The sequence below is a fragment of the Veillonella parvula genome (assembly GCF_018378075.1).
Classification (GTDB): domain Bacteria; phylum Bacillota; class Negativicutes; order Veillonellales; family Veillonellaceae; genus Veillonella; species Veillonella parvula_K.
The window spans coordinates 46911-67854 of the sequence record NZ_JAGZYE010000004.1 but is presented as its reverse complement, the minus strand read 5'-3'; the positions used below and the strand labels follow the sequence as shown (position 1 = coordinate 67854).

General features: G+C 37.5%; 20 protein-coding genes and 2 riboswitches. Of the genes, 13 read left to right on the top strand and 7 right to left on the bottom strand.

Annotation, left to right across the window (positions count from 1 at the left end; genetic code table 11):
- Positions 1-29: 29 nt before the first annotated feature.
- Positions 30-135: riboswitch (TPP riboswitch) on the bottom strand.
- Between the two features lie 81 nt (positions 136-216).
- A riboswitch (TPP riboswitch) is annotated at positions 217-311 on the top strand.
- Between the two features lie 64 nt (positions 312-375).
- From thiW to thiM, 3 genes are read left to right on the top strand one after another with little or no spacing between them, the layout of a single operon-like run.
- Positions 376-855: an energy coupling factor transporter S component ThiW gene (gene thiW / locus KH286_RS05105; protein ID WP_004698006.1), complete on the top strand. Its 480-nt coding sequence runs from the start codon at positions 376-378 to the stop codon at positions 853-855.
- On the top strand, positions 855-1688 hold the full coding sequence (thiD, locus tag KH286_RS05100) for a bifunctional hydroxymethylpyrimidine kinase/phosphomethylpyrimidine kinase (RefSeq protein ID WP_004697995.1): 834 nt from the start codon (positions 855-857) through the stop codon (positions 1686-1688). Before thiW ends, thiD begins: the two co-directional genes overlap by 1 nt.
- 13 nt (positions 1689-1701) lie before the next feature.
- Positions 1702-3222, top strand: coding sequence for a hydroxyethylthiazole kinase (gene thiM / locus KH286_RS05095; RefSeq protein WP_004697999.1), 1521 nt, complete (start codon positions 1702-1704; stop codon positions 3220-3222).
- A 155-nt stretch (positions 3223-3377) separates the two neighbouring features.
- On the opposite strand, the gene rbr is transcribed toward thiM, so the two are convergent.
- On the bottom strand, positions 3378-3923 hold the full coding sequence (rbr, locus tag KH286_RS05090) for a rubrerythrin (protein ID WP_004693830.1): 546 nt from the start codon (positions 3921-3923) through the stop codon (positions 3378-3380).
- 750 nt (positions 3924-4673) lie between these two features.
- Between rbr and KH286_RS05085 the strand changes: the two genes are divergently transcribed.
- The 7 genes from KH286_RS05085 (at position 4674) to KH286_RS05055 (ending at position 8566) form a co-directional block, all read left to right on the top strand.
- Positions 4674-4877 carry a DUF951 domain-containing protein gene (locus tag KH286_RS05085; RefSeq protein WP_004697980.1) on the top strand — a complete coding sequence of 68 codons (204 nt, stop codon included), beginning with the start codon at positions 4674-4676 and terminating at the stop codon, positions 4875-4877.
- 9 nt (positions 4878-4886) lie between these two features.
- Entirely contained in the window at positions 4887-5918 is a 1032-nt protein-coding gene (selD, locus tag KH286_RS05080) for a selenide, water dikinase SelD (protein WP_004697987.1), read from the top strand.
- A gap of 128 nt (positions 5919-6046) precedes the next feature.
- A complete protein-coding gene (yedF, locus tag KH286_RS05075; RefSeq protein WP_004697982.1) occupies positions 6047-6646 on the top strand; it encodes a sulfurtransferase-like selenium metabolism protein YedF in 600 nt (199 codons plus the stop codon).
- Positions 6647-6770: 124 nt separating this feature from the next.
- Complete coding sequence (locus KH286_RS05070) at positions 6771-7028, top strand: DUF3343 domain-containing protein (protein WP_004697984.1); 258 nt, start codon at positions 6771-6773, stop codon at positions 7026-7028.
- Positions 7029-7146: 118 nt separating this feature from the next.
- A complete protein-coding gene (locus KH286_RS05065) occupies positions 7147-7854 on the top strand; it encodes an NAD(P)H-dependent oxidoreductase (RefSeq protein ID WP_004697967.1) in 708 nt (235 codons plus the stop codon).
- 157 nt (positions 7855-8011) lie between these two features.
- The gene (locus KH286_RS05060) at positions 8012-8251 is read left to right on the top strand and encodes a GlsB/YeaQ/YmgE family stress response membrane protein (RefSeq protein WP_004693817.1); all 240 of its coding nucleotides are present in this window, start codon (positions 8012-8014) and stop codon (positions 8249-8251) included.
- 78 nt (positions 8252-8329) lie between these two features.
- Positions 8330-8566, top strand: coding sequence for a CsbD family protein (locus KH286_RS05055; protein ID WP_004693815.1), 237 nt, complete (start codon positions 8330-8332; stop codon positions 8564-8566).
- Between the two features lie 77 nt (positions 8567-8643).
- On the opposite strand, the gene ychF is transcribed toward KH286_RS05055, so the two are convergent.
- On the bottom strand, positions 8644-9750 hold the full coding sequence (ychF, locus tag KH286_RS05050) for a redox-regulated ATPase YchF (protein ID WP_278617712.1): 1107 nt from the start codon (positions 9748-9750) through the stop codon (positions 8644-8646).
- 353 nt (positions 9751-10103) lie between these two features.
- Here ychF and KH286_RS05045 point away from each other — a divergent pair, with 353 nt between their 5' ends.
- A complete protein-coding gene (locus KH286_RS05045; protein ID WP_008602884.1) occupies positions 10104-11276 on the top strand; it encodes an SAM-dependent methyltransferase in 1173 nt (390 codons plus the stop codon).
- Positions 11277-11447: 171 nt separating this feature from the next.
- On the opposite strand, the gene KH286_RS05040 is transcribed toward KH286_RS05045, so the two are convergent.
- From KH286_RS05040 to KH286_RS05025, 4 genes are all read right to left on the bottom strand, one after another.
- Positions 11448-12224 carry an ABC transporter ATP-binding protein gene (locus KH286_RS05040; protein ID WP_004698005.1) on the bottom strand — a complete coding sequence of 259 codons (777 nt, stop codon included), beginning with the start codon at positions 12222-12224 and terminating at the stop codon, positions 11448-11450.
- Positions 12221-13228 (bottom strand): FecCD family ABC transporter permease, encoded by a 1008-nt coding sequence (locus KH286_RS05035; RefSeq protein WP_024062076.1) that lies wholly within the window; start codon positions 13226-13228, stop codon positions 12221-12223. Before KH286_RS05035 ends, KH286_RS05040 begins: the two co-directional genes overlap by 4 nt.
- Before the next feature lie 13 nt (positions 13229-13241).
- On the bottom strand, positions 13242-14342 hold the full coding sequence (locus KH286_RS05030) for an ABC transporter substrate-binding protein (protein WP_004697978.1): 1101 nt from the start codon (positions 14340-14342) through the stop codon (positions 13242-13244).
- Between the two features lie 204 nt (positions 14343-14546).
- On the bottom strand, positions 14547-15518 hold the full coding sequence (locus tag KH286_RS05025; RefSeq protein WP_004698002.1) for a diaminopimelate dehydrogenase: 972 nt from the start codon (positions 15516-15518) through the stop codon (positions 14547-14549).
- 291 nt (positions 15519-15809) lie between these two features.
- Here KH286_RS05025 and KH286_RS05020 point away from each other — a divergent pair, with 291 nt between their 5' ends.
- On the top strand, positions 15810-18032 hold the full coding sequence (locus tag KH286_RS05020; RefSeq protein ID WP_278617711.1) for an autotransporter outer membrane beta-barrel domain-containing protein: 2223 nt from the start codon (positions 15810-15812) through the stop codon (positions 18030-18032).
- A gap of 253 nt (positions 18033-18285) precedes the next feature.
- Here KH286_RS05020 and KH286_RS05015 read toward each other — a convergent pair whose 3' ends face one another.
- Positions 18286-19515, bottom strand: a complete 1230-nt coding sequence (locus KH286_RS05015; protein ID WP_227037761.1) for an LL-diaminopimelate aminotransferase — start codon at positions 19513-19515, stop codon at positions 18286-18288.
- Between the two features lie 337 nt (positions 19516-19852).
- Here KH286_RS05015 and KH286_RS05010 point away from each other — a divergent pair, with 337 nt between their 5' ends.
- Positions 19853-20944 (top strand): hypothetical protein, encoded by a 1092-nt coding sequence (locus KH286_RS05010; RefSeq protein ID WP_080563434.1) that lies wholly within the window; start codon positions 19853-19855, stop codon positions 20942-20944.

Genomic DNA, 20944 nt, shown 5'->3' with positions numbered 1-20944 from the left:
TAGAAAAAGCCGAGCTCATGGGAACTCGGCTTTTAATCCTCTATGTTCCCTACGTTGGCATTATCCAAATCAGGTTATGGGTTAAAGCATTAGCTTACTCTCAGCCCACTCGTGTGAGCACCCCGTTATGGCTTCATTATACGAGGTGGTGGGAGAACCGTCAATTCTTTTGTTGCATAGATTGTATAATGATGTTATAACTAGAGTATAAAAATATATGGCCACTAGGGGTGCTTTTGCTGAGATTGATCATTCAAAACCCTAGACCTGATCCAGATAATACTGGCGTAGGGAAGTGGAATGAAACATAATACCAAACTATTACGAGACCATTCCATTTGAGGTGGTCTCATTTTTTATTTAGTTGGAGGTATTATGAAAAAACTGATTATTGCTAGTATATGTGTAGCCTTAGGTGTCGTCTTATCGACTACGTCGATTCCCATTGGCCCGGCCCGAATTTTTCCATTTCAACATATGATAAATGTGATCTTAGCCGTTATAGTTGGGGCGAGGTTCTCCGTAGGCGCAGCCTTTAGTACCTCTTGCTTACGTAATGTACTAGCACTAGGCTCTCCGCTAGCCTTTCCTGGTAGCATGATTGGGGCTTGGTTATCTGCTTATTTATATAAGAAATACAATTCCATATGGGCGGCGGCTCTAGGAGAAATCATAGGTACAGGTATTCTCGGGGCTTTTATTAGCTATCCAATTGCTAACTTTCTACTAGGCAAACCATTGGCCTTGTTGACCTTGATTACCTCTTTCTCCATGAGTTCTATTAGCGGAGCTTGTATTGGCTTCGTGGTATTACAAATCTTATCTCGACGTAATTTGTTACATAAGGAGGCATAATGAAACTACATACAGCATTAACAATTGCCGGTACCGACCCTAGTGGTGGCGCTGGCATTATGGCCGATCTAAAATCATTCCAAAGCCGCCATGTATATGGTATGGCAGTGGTTACCTCCGTAGTAGCCCAAAATACAACAGGGGTTCACCACGTAGAACACCTATCGCTAGAAAGCATAGAAAAACAGTTACACGATGTATATTCAGATATTCTTCCTCAAGCCGTTAAGACAGGTATGATTGCTTTACCAGAGATGATGGATCTCATCTATCCTTATGTGAGTAAGAACATCCCTTATGTGATGGATCCAGTTATGATTGCCACCAGCGGTGATCGACTTGTATCGGATGAGGCCGTCGATTTCTTAAAATCTAAACTCATTCCGGTCGCTACAGTTATTACACCTAATCGTAGCGAGGCAGAGGTGTTAGCGGATATGTCTATCTCTTGTGAAAGTGACATTACAACAGCAGCTAAGCGTATTTTACATGAATTAGGACCTCGAGTGGTTATTATAAAAGGCGGCCATATTGGAGATGATGCTACGGATTATGCTTTCACCAAAGATGGAGATGTGCGTACGTGGACAAGTCCTAAATATGATACTGTTCATACTCACGGTACGGGTTGCACCTTCTCGGCGGTTATTACGGCAGAGCTCGCCAAAGGGCGTGATGTAATGGATGCAATTGGCATTGCAAAGAACTATATTTCCCTTGCGATTAAGCATAATCCAGCACTTGGAAATGGCTGTGGACCTGTTAATCATATGGCTTATGGGTTATTGGTAAATGGCCCTCAAACGATGGATGAACTTTTGAAAAATGACTAGAGGAGATAGTTATATGACCTACAACAATCCAAATATAAATGGTTCAAATTGGTCCGAACTGAATATATTAGAGTCTCTACGCAAAAAAAATCCTCTTGTTATTTGTATTACCAATGATGTGGTGCGGACCTTTACAGCTAACGGTTTGCTAGCCATCGGTGCATCACCCGTGATGAGTGAGTGTAGCGAAGACTTAAAAGACCTTATCGTTCATGCTTCTGCACTGCTCATCAATATTGGGACCGTTACACCAGATAAGGTTACTTATTACAAAGAGGCTGTTAAATTAGCGAAGGCTCATGAGGTACCCATTATACTAGACCCTGTGGGTTGTCACTCCGGGGCTTATCGATTATCTGTTGTTTTAGACTTGATTAAAACTGGTGCTATTTCGTTGCTACGAGGGAACCAAAGTGAAATTAAAGCCATCTATGATGCTCTTAATACAAATCATAAGATTGATAGTTCTCTTTCGGGTAAGGGTGTAGATGGAGAACAAGTTGAGGATAGCGCAATTATAACGTATCGTCTTGCACGCCAAATTAACTGTCCTGTCGTCGCAACGGGGGAAGAGGACTACGTTTCTGATGGAACTCGCGTATTTGCAGTTCCTCATGGTCACTCAATCATGACAGCGGTAACAGGGACCGGCTGTCTATTAGGAGCTGTCTTAGCTGCATTCTTTAGTTCCTATTATCCATTTATGGATAACCTGTCTATCGGTGAGTTTCTTGCGTATGCACTGGCTTACTATGGACTTGCTGGTGAAAGTGCGGTTAAGGTGAGCGGTGTAAAACCTGGCATCTTTAGTGTGGCATTTATGGATGCCTTATATGAATTCGATGATGCGATGCTTTTATCTAAAAATCGAATACGCCCCGTAGTTGTACCTGATCAATTAAAGGTATATTTTATTAGTGGTACACAGGATGTAGGATTTAATGAAAGACATTTATTGGACACTGTTGAAGCTGCTTGTCGGGGTGGCGTTACATGCTTTCAGTTTAGAGAGAAGGGCATAGGAACATTAGAAGGACAACAGAAACTAGAATTAGCTCAGCAGTTAAAAGAAATTTGTGCTATGTATAATGTGCTTTATATTATTAATGACGATGTAGACTTAGCAGTGGCTGTTAATGCTGATGGTGTTCACGTAGGACAAGAGGATATGCGTTTAGAAGACGTTCGTAATCTTGTAGGAAATAAGGTTGTTGGTATATCCATTCATTCTGTGGAGGAACTTCATAAGACTGATGTAGTGTATGCAGATTGTGTCGGTGTAGGTCCTATGTATGCTACAAGTAGCAAACCTGATGCACAAGAGCCATGCGGACCAGATTGTATTACTGAGTTACGAGCAGAAGGCTTAACATTACCTTGTGTTGGTATAGGTGGGATTACGTTAGCTAACGCAACGCCTGTTTTGCAAGCTGGTGCCAGTGGAGTAGCCGTAATATCTGCTATTGCTCATGCAGATAATCCATATGAAGCAGCAGAAGAATTTAAAAATTTAGTAGATAAAATAAAAATCTAGCAAAAGAATGCAAAAAAAGACGATGACAAATGTCATCGTCTTTTTGTTAAGGAAGTTGTCAGTACTTACTGTAAGTTTAGATTGTACTTACAGGTATAGTTTTATTAAAATCTGTACTTACAGGTTATTAATCTAGTTAGTGTCGTACTTATAGATTAGATGGATTCAACGAAACGGTGGAAGAAAGCTTGTGGGTGTGCACATACAGGGCAAACTTTTGGAGCTTCTTCACCAACGTGTACGTAACCGCAGTTAGCACAGATCCAAGCTACTGGTTCGTCATTGTGGAATACTTTGTTACCGGATACTTGAGCTGCTAATGCAAGGTAACGAGCTTCATGACGAGCTTCGATTTTACCAACTTCGCGCATTTGGAAAGCGATTTTAGCAAAGCCTTCTTTTTCAGCTTCGTCAGCGAATTCTTTGTACATTGTAGTATGTTCGTAGTTTTCACCAGCTGCTGCATCGCGAAGGTTAGCTTCGATATCAGCGGAAATATCGCCACCATGAAGAGCTTTGAACCACAATTTAGCATGTGCAGATTCGTTGTGAGCTGTTTCTTCGAAATAGTCAGCGATTTCGTTCATGCCAGCTTTACGAGCTGCACTAGCGTAGAATGTATATTTTTGGAATGCTTGGGATTCGCCAGCAAATGCTGCTTGAAGATTTTTTTCAGTGTTAGAACCTTTTAATTCTGCCATTTTAATACTCCTTTGTACTTACGATAATTTTCAAAATTGTTACTTAACGTATATATTCATAACCACTTGGTTGTGAATGCAATGGAATAGAATACTTATTCTATCAATTTCGAGGGCGACTTCGCCTTAGTAAGAAAACTTATTCTTAGATTAAATAGACACTTGCTTAACTCTTAAAATAGTACTTACTTATTTGTGTGTTTCGGCACTTGCCGTCTTAACAGTTTTATATACAATGTGTTATCCGTATACTTAACGAATAATCATTGTTGACTATATTGTAACATACTAAATGAGAAATGCAAGTCTTTTTGTAAAATTTATTTCGAAAATTTTCTAAATGATAAATATTATCAATGTAGTAAAAATGTGGGTTTATAAAGATTGAATAGTATGGGATTTATAAAAAATCTTTATCTTGATATTGAGAATGATAACTAAATGAAAAATCATTATTGTTTAGTTATTAATGTTGATTTCTTTAGATGCACTAATATTTCCCTATAAAATATAATGATTAAGATAAACATTTTTGTGATCTTTTGGTGATTATATAATACTATTTTTCTTGTGTTATGGTTTTAATTATAAGAACAGCAGACATATCAAATCTGTACATTATATATTTAGGGCGAAAATTTTATGGTTATGTAATAGACGATTGAACTATAGAATCAGGATATATTTATAGAATCAACTATTTTATGTATAATAAATATATAAATACTGACAGAAGTTAAAGGAGGCGCTATGGCATTTGTTAGATATTACGTAGGCGATGTAGTGAAGATGAAAAAATCACATCCTTGCGGCAGTGATGAGTGGGAAGTTAAGCGAATTGGTACAGACTTTCTCATCGTATGTAATGGATGTGGTCATCAACTCTTGATGCCGCGCCCTAAATTTGAAAAGGCTGTTAAGAAAATCGTCTCTCGATTGTCGGAAAATGAGTAGGGAGAAATTATGGTACGACTTACTGATTATGTGACAAGTGGAGGCTGCGCGTGTAAGATTGGGCCTCATATATTAAACCGTGTGCTGAAAGCTGTAACACCCGTTACTAACGAACATGTTCTCGCAGATATGACTGGTGCCGATGATGCAGGTGTATATCAAATCTCGGATACCTTTGCATTGGTGCAAACCTTAGATTTCTTTACACCTATGGTTAATGATCCTGGTCTATTCGGTAAAATTGCAGCTGCTAATGCGCTAAGCGATGTGTATGCTATGGGTGGAACTCCTTTAACAGCGATGAATATCGTAGGCTTTCCGGTTCCTCTCGTCGAGCAAGGTGTTTTGACGGATGTGTTAAATGGGGCTGGTTCGATTGTAGCCGAGGCTGGTGCAGCCATCGTAGGTGGACACAGCATTGAAAATAAGGAACCTATCTTTGGGATGTCTGTGACTGGTCAAGTAAATCCCCATCAGATTTGGAAAAATAAAGGTGCTCAAGTAGGGGACGTGTTGGTGCTAACAAAACGCATTGGTACAGGTATTATGAATAATGCGTTGAAAGCAGATTTATTCCCTGTAGGCACGGAACAGGCCGTCACTAGTATGAGTACTTTAAATCGTGTAGCGGCTGAGGTGGCGCATAACTTTACAGTTCATGCTTGTACAGATGTTACAGGCTTTAGCCTCATGGGACACTCCGTAGAAATGGCGAGTGCTTCTAATGTGACGATTCATATTAAAGTTTACGACATCCCTCTTTTTGATGATGTCATCGAGGCGGCTCAAATGGGGTTAATTCCGGCTGCATCTTATGGTAATCGCAAGGCTATAACTGAAGTACAAGTTGATGAGGACTTGGATCCTATATGGTCGGATATTGTATTTGATCCTCAAACCTCTGGTGGGTTACTATTCTCTGTTCCTGCTAGCGAAGGTGAGCCGCTTGTTCAGGCCTTTCATAAGGCGGGTATTGACTGTGCTGCTATTGTGGGTACTGTTGAAAGCTTCAGTGGTTTAGCGGTACGCGTTACAGAATAAAATTATAAAAATCAGGTCTATACTATTGAGGATAGATATTTAATTAAATTATTATTAGCTGATAGCTGATAGCTGATAGCTGATAGCTGATACTTTCACAAATTATATAATGTATATAGAGGTGTATGATGAGCAATACAAAGGAATTAACGGTAGATGTGCGCGGTAGCTTGTGTCCAAAACCTGTTATTGAAACTAAGAAGGTAAGTGATGCGAATCCAAATGCTGTTATTATTACAATTGTAGATAATGAAGTGAGCCGCGATAATGTAGAGAAGTTTGGTAAGTCTCGTGGTTATGGTGTAGGTATTCGCCAAGATGGCAAGGATTTTTATCTTACTATGACACCAAATGCAAATTCGGTAACGGAAGTAAGTTGTGAACCTATGAACTATGGAAATCGCGTCATTTTGATGACGAAGGATTATCTTGGTGAAGGTAGTGAAGAGCTTGGCCGAAATTTGATGAAAACCTTCTGGGTATGTATGCTTGAAGCTGACGTAAAGCCTTCTAAGATTTATTTCATCAATAGCAGTGTTAAGATGGTAGTCAATGATTCGGTTCATTTGGAAAATATCAAGAAATTAGCTGAGCTTGGTGTAGAAATTGCAGCATGCGGCATTTGTCTTGATTATTTCGGTGTAAAAGATAAGCTGGGCGTAGGCAGTATTACTAATATGTACGCTATTACAGATGCAATCCTTGGAGATAATATTGTTAAGCTATAATATTAGTATTTTATTTTGATATATCGATTTAGAGCTACTGATTTAAAGTAGATTTCTTATTTCTAGAATGAATCATTGAGATGAAAGACATTTAATCGTATCTACTTTGGTAGGAGGTGAGGCATTGGAAAATAAAAAATTACTTGTCGTTTTTACATCCTATTATTTTGGTGATAAAGCGGATAAAGTATTAACCGAGTTAGATGTGCCTCATCAGTTGATGGCCACACCCCCAGAACTTTACGATATGTGCGGTTTATCTATTGCAATAGACTCAAGTATAGTGGATCAAGTAAAGACCATTTTAAAAGAACATAAAATTAGTATGTCTGGCTTCTTTTGGTATGAAAAAGGAGAGCTAGCCGTACCGTATAAAGTCTAGACGTTGTCTAGGCTTTTTTTACTTTAGTGTCCATCTTCATATAACTTGAACGATGAGTGTGGTACTATAGAAACATGATATATTTTATCAATTACAGATATTAATTATGGAGGTATATATGAGTAAATATGAAATAGAAAATGTAAAATTAACAGCCCCTAAATTTGATCGTAAAGATTTAGAATATGCTATGACATATCGCTATGCATGTAAGAAATTTGATAGCGCTGAAAAGATTTCTGATGAAGATTGGCAAGGTATTTTAACGGCGGCGCGCTTGTCTCCAACCTCCTTAGGTTTTGAAGCTTACCAATTATTAGTTATTCAAAATCCTGAAATCCGTGAAAAGATGAAAGCTTATGGTTGGGGGATTCAAGCTGGTCTTGAAGCGAGTCATTTCGTAGTGTTTTTAACACGTAAAAAGGTGGATTTGGAATTTGATTCCCCTTATGTACGCTACATTCAAGAAGAGGTGAAACAATTACCTGCTGAAGTCGATGCTATTTATAAAGAAAAATATGCTCAGTTCACAACTGAAGACTATAAAACATTTGAGTCTGATCGTGCTGCCTTTGATTGGTCTTCTAAGCAAGCGTATATTGTAATGGCTAACATGATGACTATGGCTGCTTATGAAGGTCTTGATTCCTGTGCATTGGAAGGCTTTAATCAAGATAAGATGACAGCTTTTTTAGGTGATGAACTAGGGCTCTTTGATACAAAACATTTTGGTATTGCCGTTATGGCTGCTTTTGGTTATCGCGATGAAGAACCGCATCGCAATAAAACACGTCGCACAATGGATGAAATTGTTACAGTAGTTTAATCGATTGCGACTTTTATAACCATATCGAATTTCTTCATCTAATCTTTAGAAATGAATGGTATATTATAAATATACACATTATTTATTATATTTATAAAGCCCGTATAATTTGGTAGGATATTATAAATATATTGATTAAATAGGAAGGAGTGATCGTATGTTATGGTCAATTATTGTTGGTGGTTTTATCGGTTTTCTTGCGGGAGCCATCACTAACAAAGGTGGAGCAATGGGCGTTATTGCCAATGTTGTTGCTGGTTTAGTTGGTTCGTCCGTGGGTCAAGCAATATTTGGCACATGGGGTCCTAGCTTAGCTGGCATGGCATTAATTCCTTCTGTTCTTGGCGCTGTAATTGTTGTTGCTGTTGTTTCGTTTTTCTTCGGAAAAAAGGGATAGTAATCTATTTTTAAAAGTATAGCTAACATATATAGCTAACATAACTAAAAATGATTTCATATGAAAGGATTCATAATTATGGCATTAGAAGATAAATTAAATCAAGCTAAAGGTGCATTAAAAGAAAATGCCGGTAAATTAACTGGTGACAAAAAATTGGAAGCAGAAGGTGCTGTAGAAAATACAGCTGCAAAAGTTAAAGATGCTGCACATGATGTTGCTGAAGATCTCAAAAAAGCAGCTGAAGATGTTAAAGATGCTGTAGATGGTGCGATTAGTGGCGTCAAAAATGTTCTTCATAAAGACGATAAATAATATTATATAAAGGTTATAATTAGTAATAAAAAACCAGTAAATCCTGAGATTTACTGGTTTTTGTTATATAAGTTTGTTTATACATTGAAGCGGAAATGGGTTACATCGCCGTCTTTCATAACGTAGTCTTTACCTTCAAGGCGTACAAGGCCTTTTTCTTTAGCCGCGTTTTGGCTACCGCAAGCTTGTAGATCATCAAAGGAGACAATTTCAGCGCGGATAAAGCCTTTTTCAATATCCGAGTGAATTTTACCAGCAGCTTGAGGTGCTTTGGTACCATTTACGATTGTCCAAGCACGAGCTTCCATTTCACCAGCTGTGAAGTAATTGATAAGACCTAAAAGTGCATAACTTGCTTTGATAAGTTTAGTTAAGCCAGACTCTTCAAGGCCAAGATCTTCAAGGAATGCAGCGGATTCTTCTTCGGATAACTCTGCAATTTCGGACTCGATACGTGCGGACACAACAACGATACCAGCGCCTTCGTTTTTCGCATATTCCTCTACGCGTTTTACATATTCGTTGGCAGAATAATCAGATATTTCATCTTCAGAAATATTGGCTACATAAAGAGATGGTTTTGCTGTAAGCAATGTTAACTCTTTGATCATTTCTAATTCTTCTTCTTCAAGACCTTGTGCACGAACAGGTTTCGCTTCACCTAAACCTTCGATGATGCGTTCTAATAATGGTAATTCAGCACGTGCATCTTTGTCGCCAGATTTAGCAATTTTTTCAATACGTTGTTTGCGTTTTTCTACGGACTCAAGGTCTGCAAGGCAAAGCTCAGTATTTATGATTTCGATGTCACGGATTGGGTCAATAGAGCCAGAAACGTGAGTGATGTTAGGGTCATCGAAACAACGAATAACTTGTGCAATCGCATCTACTTGGCGGATATGGCTAAGGAATTTATTACCCAAACCTTCGCCCTTGGATGCACCTTCTACGAGGCCAGCAATATCTACGAAGCGCATAGCAGCAGGAAGGATGCGTTTGGAACCGAACATTTCAGCCAATACAGCTAAACGATTATCTGGAACGTCAACGACACCTACGTTAGGTTCAATTGTACAGAATGGATAGTTGGCAGCTTCAGCGCCCGCTTTTGTGATAGCGTTGAATAATGTACTTTTACCAACATTTGGAAGGCCTACGATGCCTACTTCTAAATTTGTGCTCATGGTACCACCTTTTATTAATAAATTGATTTCGTTCTTTGTGAAAGTTTATAGCAATAGTTTGTTATAAACCTTATCAAATAAATATTATACCATACTAATAGGATGGAGTTACTCTATAAATATAAAATAGATTATTTCAAAGTGCTATAATATAAATAGAGTTAAATATATTACTTAAATAATGTGATAAGTTCATATTAAAATATAGGATTAATATAGATTTTTATTCGCCGTAACTATATTGATATAATTTATAGGTGTATATATTAATAGGGTATGGAATGTATCCAATCATGTTAATGTATATATTTTTAAACCTATATAGTGAAAGCTAATAGGAAAGGAAGTTCAGTATGTTTTCCAAGCTATTTGATAGTTTCTTAGTCCATTATTTAGAACGTTTCAATGATCATTGTTTCACCGTAAAAATTGGAGATAATGAATATACAATCGGTGACGGAGAATCCGAGTTTACCGTCATCGTTAATCGCGATATTCCCAAGAAAGATTTGTTAATATCCGCAGAACTCGCCCTCGGTGAAGCGTATATGCGTAAAGATATCGAAATTGAAGGGGATTTGTTTAAAGCCCTTTGTGTAGTCCTTGGTCATGTAGGTAAGGACTCTATCAATCGTAAGGTACTTAGCTCGCTCTTTAATGCGGGTCTTAAAAAGAAAGATCAAAAACAACAAGTATCTTCCCATTATGATTTAGGCAATGAATTCTATAAATTGTGGCTCGATGAAACCATGAGCTATTCCTGTGCGTATTTTAAGCATGAGAATGATAGTCTCAAAGATGCGCAATATCAAAAGGTTCATCATATTCTTGATAAATTGTATTTAAAAGAGGGAATGACTTTACTTGATATCGGTTGCGGATGGGGATTCCTTCTCATTGAAGCGGCTCGTAAATACGGTGTTAAGGGCTATGGGTGTACTCTTTCCGAAGAACAATGGAAAAAAGGACAGGAACGCATTAAAGAATATGGCCTTGAAGGACAGGTTGAGATTGAACTTATAGATTATCGCGACGTAGCAGCTTCCGGACGTACCTTTGACCGTATTGTCAGCATCGGCATGCTTGAACATGTAGGTCGGCCTAATTTTCCTCTGTATATGGAGGACGCATCGGATATGCTTAAAGACGGAGGTTTGTTCCTGCTTCACTATATTAGTGATCCCTCTGAAAAGGAAACAAGTGCTTGGATTCGTAAATATATCTTCCCGGGCGGATGTTTGCCGTCCCTCCGCGAAATGGTCAGCCTCGCTTATGACTATGATATGAATGTCATTGATATTGAAAGTTTACGGTATCACTATTATAAGACTCTAATGCATTGGTATAACAATTTCCAAGGCGTCCGTGAGCGAGTAGAAGCGAAACGAGGCAGTGAATTCGTACGCATGTGGGATCTGTATCTTTGTGGATGTGCGGCAGGTTTCTACATCGGTAATATGGACTTGCATCAAATTCTGATGACAAAAGGTGTTACGAACGAGCTGCCGTTAACACGTTGGTATTAAGTAAGAGTAAAAATAGACTTATAGGACAAAAAAGAGACCATCTTAAGATGGTCTCTTTTAATTAGCGGCATTGTAACTATTTTATATTTGTAGATTATCGAAAGCACGTTCTGTAAGTTTCGTTAAAAATTTTATTGAATGAATATCATATATAATTGTAAAAGAACTTTATCATTCTTTAGTGCCAAGTACTATAAACCCTGAATAGGATTTATTATCCTCTTTTCCTACAATGATTTTGGTACGAACATCAAAGAAATCATTCAGATTATTTTCTGTTACAGTATTCTTGGTGGTACCTAAAATATAGTTATTAGGTTTTAGCATTAAAGTTTTATCAGATATTTGAAGTGCATGATCAGGATAATGTGTGTTCATAATGCAAGCAAGATTAGATTCATCTACGATGTTTCGAATAAGTGAAAGCATGGTATACTGATTTTTAAAATCTAAATGTGATTCTGGTTCGTCCATAATGAGCAGTTGCGGTTCACTCGCTAGTGCTCTGGCAATAAATGCCAATTGCAACTGACCTCCACTTAAGCTTGATGCTGTTTTGGAAGCGAGTGAGGAAATACCTATTCTTTTTAGGACAGAGTGGACTATTTCATAGTCTTTATCTGTAGGTACAGAAAACATACCAATATGTCTACTGCGTCCCATTAATACGATTTCTTCTACCGTATAAGGAAATGATAATTCTCTTGCTTGCGGAACATAGCCAATAGGAGCATTATCATGTGGACTAACTAGTTTATTATTTATGTATATGTTGCCTTCTTGCAACTGCTGTATACGGGAGATACATTTTACTAATGTTGTTTTTCCAATCCCGTTCCTGCCTAAAATAGTCAATATTTCGCCCGATTTTATTGTGAAAGAAATGTCTTTGAAAATATAATCTTTTTTATTATAAGCAAATGAGCCGTTTCTCAATTCAAAAATCATTTCCAATCACCTCGTGTTCGGTAAAAAAGACAAGCAAAGAATGGGGCCCCTACTAAGGCGGTGATTATTCCTATTGGTATTTCTGCAGCAATAGCTGAGCGTGCGATTAAATCCACGATAATCATGAAAATAGCTCCGACAATGATGGAGATAGGAAGTAGTTTCTGATGATCTACACCTATTAACATGCGACAAATATGTGGAATGACAAGTCCTACCCAACCGATAATTCCTGTGATAGTTACGCAGGCTGCAGTTATTAACGTGGCCATAGCAATGATAATTAGGCGTAACTTAAAAGGGTTCACCCCAAGTGCTGTAGCTTCCTCATCTCCCATAGAGAGAATGTTGATTTTCCAACGTAAAAAGTATAGCACAGCGCATCCAAAGATGATAGGAATAGAGACGAGTGAAACATTTTCGTAGGAAGCTGTAGAAAAACTACCCATTAACCAATATGTGATTGCCGGTAATTTGTCATATGGATCAGCTATATATTTAATTAAAGCTATCAATGCTCCGAAAATAGCAGAAACAATCATTCCTGATAAAACCAGTGATAATGATGTGATTTGATTTCTTAGGCGAGCTAGACTATATGTGAGGCAAACACTGGCAATACCAAAGATAAGTGCAAATCCCGTAGCGTATATATTTATACCGGAAATTAATATTCCCAGTGCAGCGCCGAAGGCTGCACCAGAACTGACACCTAATATATCCGGACTGACTAATGGATTTCTGAAAATACCTTGAAAAACGGTTCCAGCTATTGCAAGAGCTCCACCGACAAGTATGTTTAGTAAAATTCGAGGAATACGAAGATTCCAAATTACGGCTGATTCCATATCAAATGCAGCTGCAGAGTTTCCGTTTGATAAAATATTTATAACTTGTGTGGGCATTAGCATATATCGCCCAGTCATTAAGGATATTAATACAGTAAGAGCGAGAAATACTAAAAGGCAGAAAAATATAACTAGATATTTATTTTGAGATTTCATAATTACTCCTTAGTTAAAATGTGGGAGTGTTATTTATAGAAATATTTAAGATGGTATTAATTTCACTATCCGTGAGACTGTAATGGTAGAAGGTATTGTAAAACTGTTTTAAATCGTCACGTAATATATAGTCATTAAAAGTATCAGGTTGAATGAGTTGTCCCATCCATTTCATCATTAATGGTGTTTCCACATTAGGTGCATCCCAACGATAGATTCCCATAGGTGCTTTATAAACTCGATGGTTTTTTACAGCTTTTATGTTACTCCAATTTTGACCTTCAAGCTTATCCTGATAAATATCATCAGGTGTAATAGAATCAAAGTTGCTTAATATAATTATATCTGGATTCCAGGTCATGATTTCTTCCATTGAGACTTTAGTCCAGCTACCTTTTGTATCTTTTGCGGCATTTTCACCACCTGTCATAGTAATCATGAGTTGATTGACTGATTCGTTACCTGCGACAGTTAGATTCTTATTTTGCAAATATAATACTTTTGGCTTATTTGGTAACGCAGAAGCATTTTTTTGTTTAAAATATGCTTCTGAATCTTTATGGTATGAGATTAAGGCTTCAGCTTGTTCTGGTTTATCTAGAATCTTGCCTAACAGACGAATTCCGTTTTGAATATCATCCAATGTTCCATACTTTATGGATACAGCAGGTATACCTAGCTCTTTAAGTTTTTTTGCTACCTCTGGTTGATAATCCCAAATGATGACGACATCAGGCTTTAACTTAGCAACTTCTTCAAAATTAACATTGAAATTGTTGTCTACAAATGATGAATTAACATTTTCTAAATCAGGCGCTAACGTCTTAAATATACTGGCTTCATATGACTTTTTAGCTGATGGATGGATACCTACTATTTTTTTATCGCTACCATCAACTGCATATACAATAGAGGCCCAAGGGATAGGGACGATAGCGATACGATTAATTTCTTTCTTCATAGATACGTCTGTACCGGTTAAATCTGTAACGACTTTTATATTATCGTTGGGTTTATCGTTTGGACCAACAGAATTAGTACAACCGGCAAATAGTAGAGGACATATTAATAATCCTGCTATAAGACTATTGTGTATAAAATTTTTCAGTTTCATACGGCACCTCCATGATGGATATAAATTAAATAAACTTATCCTAGCATTAAAAAAAATAAACTTCTAATTCCTAATTTTTATGTACATATAGAAGAATATTATAAAGTTAAAATATGTAGAAAATATCCGGTAATAGAGTTTCTGATAGTATTTTTTGGTATAAAAAAGGCCCTCATCTATTAAGTCGATGAGGACCTCGCTCTATTATAGAGAATGTGCTCTTAATTCTTCAGCAGATTGTGTGGAAATCCAAGCTGGTGGAATGTCGAATACTGTATAGCAACCTGTGCCGCCGTGTTTAGCAAGTCGGTAGAGACCACGAGCGTAAGCAACAAGTGCAGAGCCTGTGAATTCAGGGTTAGAGTCAAGTTTCAAAGAGTACTCGATAACGTGACGTGTGCCTTTTGTACTTTCACCAGAGCGAAGAACGAAGCCACCATGTGGAATGCCTTTATGGTCGCGATCAAGTTCTTCTTGGGAAATGAAGTTAACTACAGTTTCGTAACCTACGAAGTAGTTTTCCATAGTTTTGATTTCGTTTTCAATTTTAGCTTTGTCTGCATCAGGAGCAGCTACTACGTAGCACTCACGAAGGTGACCTTTATAGCCATCAACATCTGGAGTTTCGCCGTTACGGATAGCTTCTAGGTATTGTTCTTTAGGAACAGTGTATTGACGAGCGTCAAGAACACCATCGATACGGCGAATGGCATCGGAATGGCCTTGGGATACACCGCGGCCCCAGAATGTGTAGGATTTACCTTTTGGCAAGATTGCTTCCGCGTAAACGCGTTGCAAAGAGAACATGCCTGGATCCCAACCACAAGAAATTAATGTAGCAGTTTTGGCCTCTTTAGCTACTTTGTCTACATTAGCGAAGTGTTCAGGAATACGTGCATGTGTATCGAAGGAATCGATACAGTTAAAGTATTTTGTTACCATTGGTGTTTGTTCGATAAGATCTGTTGCAGAACCACCGCAAAGAACCATTACATCGATTTTGCCTTTAAAGTTAGGAATATCTTCCATCGTGTAAGTAGGTACACCAGATACAGTTTCAATACCTTGACGGCGAGAAAATACGCCGATGAGCTCCATATCAGGTTGTAACTGAACAGATGCTTCTACGCCACGAGCTAAGTTGCCGTAACCAACGATACCAATACGAATATTCATATTAGCCTCCTATATAAGTTGAAATTTAATAATTAACATATTTATTATAGCATAAAATTAATAGCTTTTAATATTTTTCTATAGAATTTATTAGATGGTATAGAGAATAATTCATATTTAATTTAAACAAGTAATTTGTGCACAACTATATCGATACATAGCGTGTTGTTATAGGGGACAAATAAAAAATCATATGAGTAGAAATTGACACATATACCCTGAATCTAGATACAATTAAATTGGTTATGTTAGTTAGTTATGTTCATAGTTGAAGTGTTAAGGAGGTATAACATGAGAAGAAATGTAAAAGCTGCTGTTATTGCTGCATTAATCGTAACAGGTGCTAATGCTTTTACCATGGTATCAGCCACAACTGTGGAAAGTCATACAGATGGGAAATCCATTGGTCTTAACTTGTGGGGTGAAAAGAGACATTATACAGATGACTTAACTGTTAATGTATCAGGCTTGGGTGTAAATGGTACAAAATATCATAATAATGTTACAGGTATTTATGCCCTTGATGGGACACAAGTTGCTATTGATAAAAATGTAACTGTAACAGTTAAAAATCCAGCGCCTGCTGAAAGTGGTGCGAAACGTAGACCTGATTTGGCACATTATTATATGAGCGGGATCTATGCTGGTTATGGTGGACTTACTAGTGATGGTAATAACGATGATACTCGAGTCACCATAAAAGGAAATGCTAAAGTCGATGCTGTTGGCGTTGGCTTACAAGCCAATAAAGATGGATATATTCGCATACTAGGAGGGGCCGATGTAAAAACATATCCGTTAGACACATCCGATACCTACTCTGCATTATCTGAAGAAGGTTTTGTTTATGTAAATACAAGTATGGATGGTTTACATCCGGGAACTAATGATGTGAAGATGTACGGTAATATAGGATTCTTAGATAAAAACTATGGTATTGAAAAGAACCCACATAATCATGGATCTGAAATTTCTTTAGGTTTAACAACACCAAATTCTAAATTGGTAGGTGGTGTGTTGAATGAATTTGATGAAAGCAACAATAATCCGTACCATGGTGGTCTACGATTGTACTTACAAAATGGTGCGACTTGGCGCAATGAATGGTTAGGAGCTGAACGCGTATATCCTACACAAGGTCGTCCTAATAATGCAAACTATTTATATACTGGTAGTCGTGTAGAACATTTTATTGGTGGTAAAGATATAAATAGTCAAGGTATTATCCAAGCCGTAGATCCACGACCTATTACTATTAACAACTATGCTGGTCATGCAGCTATCGACTATGAAAAGGGAGCCCCTGCGACTGCACAAGGTAAGGGCGAAGTCGTTATCAACTATGCTGATAAAGGGTCTTCTGTGACTATGCGCAGTTCGGCAGATGCACTTAAAGGGTCTGTAAATGTAGATAACCCACGAGGTACTTTGCAGCAGTTGGCTAATAAATTAACATACGCTGGCTTTACTAAGGGTGAGCGTAATTTAGATGTAAATGTTCAAGTCGATTCAGGCATTATTAGTCCTGCATATTCTACTAAACTCGGTACAGATAGCTTTACTGTTGATGGGAAACCTAGTATTACTGACCAAGCGGTTGTGACAGCTCGTGAAAGCGAAGCTGTTTCTGGTGCTAAGAGTGCGTTAGCCTCCTCTGTGATGCAAATGAGAGCTGATACGAATGATTTACAACGTCGCCTCGGTGATGTGCGACTTAACTCCAATAAGCATGGTGTATGGGGGAAATACATCGGTGGTAAATCTAAAATTACGGACAGCGCCTATGTAAATCAAACCTATAACATGGCGCAAGTAGGCTATGATACATTGTACGGCGATTGGACTATTGGTGGAGCGTTGTTATATGGTACAAGCAATAGCGATTACGCTCTAGGTACTGGATCCGGTAAAACCGCAGGTTTAGCATTATACGGTGCAAAACAATACAATGATGGTCGTTACTTCGATGTGATTGGTAAATTAAGTCGTTTGAAAAATGATTTCACTGTGCGCAATAGCTTGGGTACAAGCTTGAGCGGAGATTACCGCAATACAGGTACCTCTTTGAGCGTTGAATATGGTAAACGGATTAAGAAAGACAATGGTTTCTATATCGATCCTAACGCAGAATTGACGCTTAGTCGCTTGTCTGGTGTAAGCTTCGATGCTAGTACAAATACAGGTAGCACAGTGCACATTAACTCTGATGCGGTAAACTCCGTTATTGGTCGTATCGGTGTAGGCATTGGCAAGGAAAGTAAGAATAGCAACCTCTTCCTCAAAGCAGCATTAGCGCATGAATTCTCTGGTAAAATGAAAGCTACTTATAGCATGACCGGTGAGCCAACTACAGGCAGTGAAGTGAATCTTAAAGATACATGGCTAGATGTTGAGTTAGGTGGTTCATGGAGCGTACGTCCTAATACATATATTTATGGGACTTTCACTAAAAACTTTGGTGCTATCATAGACAATTCCTATCGCATTGACGCAGGGATTCGTCATAACTTTTAATTAATGGTAAATATAGCGGACACAAATAATATGGGGATGTTATTTGTTAGTACTATAGTGTTAAGGAATACTAGAATTAAATATTCATATATGTAAGGGTATATAAAAAGACCGACTACATTCCTATTGAAGGACTGTAATCGGTCTTTTAGTTTTATAGATATAAACTACTTTCAATCAGATGTCTCAAATTAAATGTAATCTAAATCTAAATCAAGATATAAATCTAAACCTAAATATAGACATAATTATATTAGAATTGTAATGTTTTGATTCTTTCCACGGCACGAATTGTATTTTCACGGCTACCGAATGCTGTCAAACGAAGGTAACCTTCACCATGAGGGCCAAAGCCAGAGCCTGGTGTAGATACGATTTGAACTTGTTCGAGCAAGATGTCGAATAATTCCCAGCTAGTCATGTTGCCAGGTGTTTTTAGCCAAATGTATGGAGCGTCCACACCGCCGTATACAGTAAGGCCGATAGATTCAAGACCTTCTTTGATGATGCGGGCATTTTCTTTATAGTACGCAATGTTTGCACGTGTTTGTTCACGGCCTTCTTTTGTGTATACTGCTTCTGCACCACGTTGGATGATGTAAGGAACACCATTGAATTTAGTACATTGACGACGGTTCCACATAGGGTTTAGCGGTTGGCTTTCACCAGATTTAGTTTTGCCAGTGACCTCTTTAGGTACTACTGCATAAGCACAACGTGTACCAGTGAAACCTGCAGTTTTGGAGAAGGAACGGAACTCGATAGCTACTTCTCGAGCACCTTCGATTTCGTAGATAGATTTTACAGTATCTTCTGTGCTGATGAAAGCTTCGTAAGCGGAGTCAAACATCAAAATGGCATCATTATCTTTACACCATTTGATCCATTCTGCTAAACGAGCACGGCTCAAAACAGTACCGGTTGGATTGTTAGGTGAGCAAAGGTATACGATGTCTACACGTTCAGAAGGAAATTCTGGAGAGAAGTTATTTTCTGCGTAAGTAGGGAGGTATACAACCTTTTGGAAGATGCCATCTACGGCTTCGCCAGTACGACCACCCATAACGTTGGAGTCTAAGTATACTGGGTACACAGGATCTGTGATAGCAATGATGTTATCTTCGCTGAATAACTCTTGGATATTACCAACGTCAGATTTTGCACCATCGGAAACGAATACTTCGTCAATAGCGATATCTACGCCTAATGGTTTGTAATCGCCATCAACAATAGCTTGACGTAAGAAATCATAACCTTGTTCAGGGCCATAACCTCGGAATGTTTCCGCTTTTCCCATTTCTTGAACAGCTTTACTCATAGCATCGATAATTGCTGGAGCAAGAGGTAATGTAACATCGCCGATACCAAGACGAATAATATCTGCATCTGGATGAGCAGTTTGGTATTCATTTACCTTTTTAGCAATATTAGCAAATAAATAAGAACCTTGAAGGTTTAAGTAGTTTTCATTGATATTAGCCATGATGACTCCTTTTTATAATCAGATTTCTCTATATATAGTAAATTATATAGAATAATGACGCAAGGATTTTCTATAGAATTTTTTCTTAATCTAAATAGTGTAAATAATTTTAGTATAAAAGATTATAATATGAGGAATTTATTACTCGTTGATTGTATTAAAGTAGAAATATAGGAAGATAGTATTCGCATAGAATTTAATTTCTTCATTATTTACTCATAAAAAGACAGTTGATATAATGAATTTATAATAATACATTGATCTATTGTGTATGATATGGGGTAGTTTTAGTAGTTATGTGCAGTGAGGTAAATTGCTATTAAGGGAGGCATTTATAATGTTAAAGTCTAAAGAGGTATATGAATTTATTTGTAAAGGTATTAATCGAAAAGATAAATTTGATGAGTTTGAAACCCTTTTTGGGCAACCTAAGAACGATACAACAGAAGATACTGTTAATATAAAAAAAGTAAAGCAAAGAGATAACGATGGGGATATAAAAAGATTTGTGGCAAACTTTTATAAGGCATCTATTGTAAATTATAAAGGCTATGTACAAGGAACGTCGCAAGCGGACAAAAACCGCTATAGTGAAGTTATTGCCAGTACTCTTTTATCAAAAAATCTTTTAAGTGCATGGACAGACTTAAAGCCAGTACGATCTAATCATTTTGATACCAATCATTCGCCTTCCGAAATAGTAGATATGAACAAGCTGCAAGGCACAAATCGTAAAGAAGAAATTTTAGCGAAATTGTTGTTTTATCAACGTGAGGTTGACGGATTAGGCTATATCTTTGATTATCAAACACCATTAAAGGAGACTAAAAATGATTCTTACGGAAAAATAGACTTATTAGGCTATAACACTGATGACGAATGTTATTCTGTAATTGAATTAAAATATCATCCATCTGGTAGTGAGGAAACTTTACTACGCTGTATTTTAGAAGCTTATACATATTATAAGTTGCTTGATTTAAAACAGATTAAGGCTGATGTTGATCACGCTGGCATAAAGGCTCTAAAGAAAGAATTACCTAAATATAAGCACACTGATAAGTCTGAATTAGTAATTTTATTTGATGAAAAATCTTGTACAGATGATGATGGTGGGGCAGAGACTAATTTGTTGCTTCGTATTGATCCAGTGGTAGTGGATAAACCTAACTATCCGTCCAAAACTGTTGTGTCACAACAGTATAAAGAGTGTCAGGAATTAATTAATCCAAGTAAAAGAAAAAATCTACGAGCTTTATGTGAGGCTATATTAAAACAAGAGTCTAAATTGAAACAAATTCGATTCGTTGTCCTTAGAACAGAAGATATAGATAAAGCTGTCCCTTTAAAAAATGTGCAAAAGTGGTCTTCAGAATTAGATCGCTCTTATCGAGCAGAAACGTTGCTAACGATTACTGGTAAAGGTTAA

Excerpts from the sequence above, each read along its gene's own strand:
- KH286_RS05030 (WP_004697978.1), bottom strand. The coding sequence starts at position 14,342 with ATGAAACTGAAAAATTTTATACACAATAGTCTTATAGCAGGATTATTA.
- KH286_RS05020 (WP_278617711.1), top strand. The coding sequence starts at position 15,810 with ATGAGAAGAAATGTAAAAGCTGCTGTTATTGCTGCATTAATCGTAACA.
- yedF (WP_004697982.1), top strand. The coding sequence starts at position 6,047 with ATGAGCAATACAAAGGAATTAACGGTAGATGTGCGCGGTAGCTTGTGT.
- KH286_RS05055 (WP_004693815.1), top strand. The coding sequence starts at position 8,330 with ATGGCATTAGAAGATAAATTAAATCAAGCTAAAGGTGCATTAAAAGAA.
- selD (WP_004697987.1), top strand. The coding sequence starts at position 4,887 with ATGGTACGACTTACTGATTATGTGACAAGTGGAGGCTGCGCGTGTAAG.
- KH286_RS05040 (WP_004698005.1), bottom strand. The coding sequence starts at position 12,224 with ATGATTTTTGAATTGAGAAACGGCTCATTTGCTTATAATAAAAAAGAT.
- thiW (WP_004698006.1), top strand. The coding sequence starts at position 376 with ATGAAAAAACTGATTATTGCTAGTATATGTGTAGCCTTAGGTGTCGTC.
- thiD (WP_004697995.1), top strand. The coding sequence starts at position 855 with ATGAAACTACATACAGCATTAACAATTGCCGGTACCGACCCTAGTGGT.
- KH286_RS05060 (WP_004693817.1), top strand. The coding sequence starts at position 8,012 with ATGTTATGGTCAATTATTGTTGGTGGTTTTATCGGTTTTCTTGCGGGA.
- ychF (WP_278617712.1), bottom strand. The coding sequence starts at position 9,750 with ATGAGCACAAATTTAGAAGTAGGCATCGTAGGCCTTCCAAATGTTGGT.
- KH286_RS05035 (WP_024062076.1), bottom strand. The coding sequence starts at position 13,228 with ATGAAATCTCAAAATAAATATCTAGTTATATTTTTCTGCCTTTTAGTA.
- KH286_RS05015 (WP_227037761.1), bottom strand. The coding sequence starts at position 19,515 with ATGGCTAATATCAATGAAAACTACTTAAACCTTCAAGGTTCTTATTTA.
- KH286_RS05025 (WP_004698002.1), bottom strand. The coding sequence starts at position 15,518 with ATGAATATTCGTATTGGTATCGTTGGTTACGGCAACTTAGCTCGTGGC.
- thiM (WP_004697999.1), top strand. The coding sequence starts at position 1,702 with ATGACCTACAACAATCCAAATATAAATGGTTCAAATTGGTCCGAACTG.
- KH286_RS05085 (WP_004697980.1), top strand. The coding sequence starts at position 4,674 with ATGGCATTTGTTAGATATTACGTAGGCGATGTAGTGAAGATGAAAAAA.
- KH286_RS05010 (WP_080563434.1), top strand. The coding sequence starts at position 19,853 with ATGTTAAAGTCTAAAGAGGTATATGAATTTATTTGTAAAGGTATTAAT.
- rbr (WP_004693830.1), bottom strand. The coding sequence starts at position 3,923 with ATGGCAGAATTAAAAGGTTCTAACACTGAAAAAAATCTTCAAGCAGCA.
- KH286_RS05045 (WP_008602884.1), top strand. The coding sequence starts at position 10,104 with ATGTTTTCCAAGCTATTTGATAGTTTCTTAGTCCATTATTTAGAACGT.
- KH286_RS05065 (WP_004697967.1), top strand. The coding sequence starts at position 7,147 with ATGAGTAAATATGAAATAGAAAATGTAAAATTAACAGCCCCTAAATTT.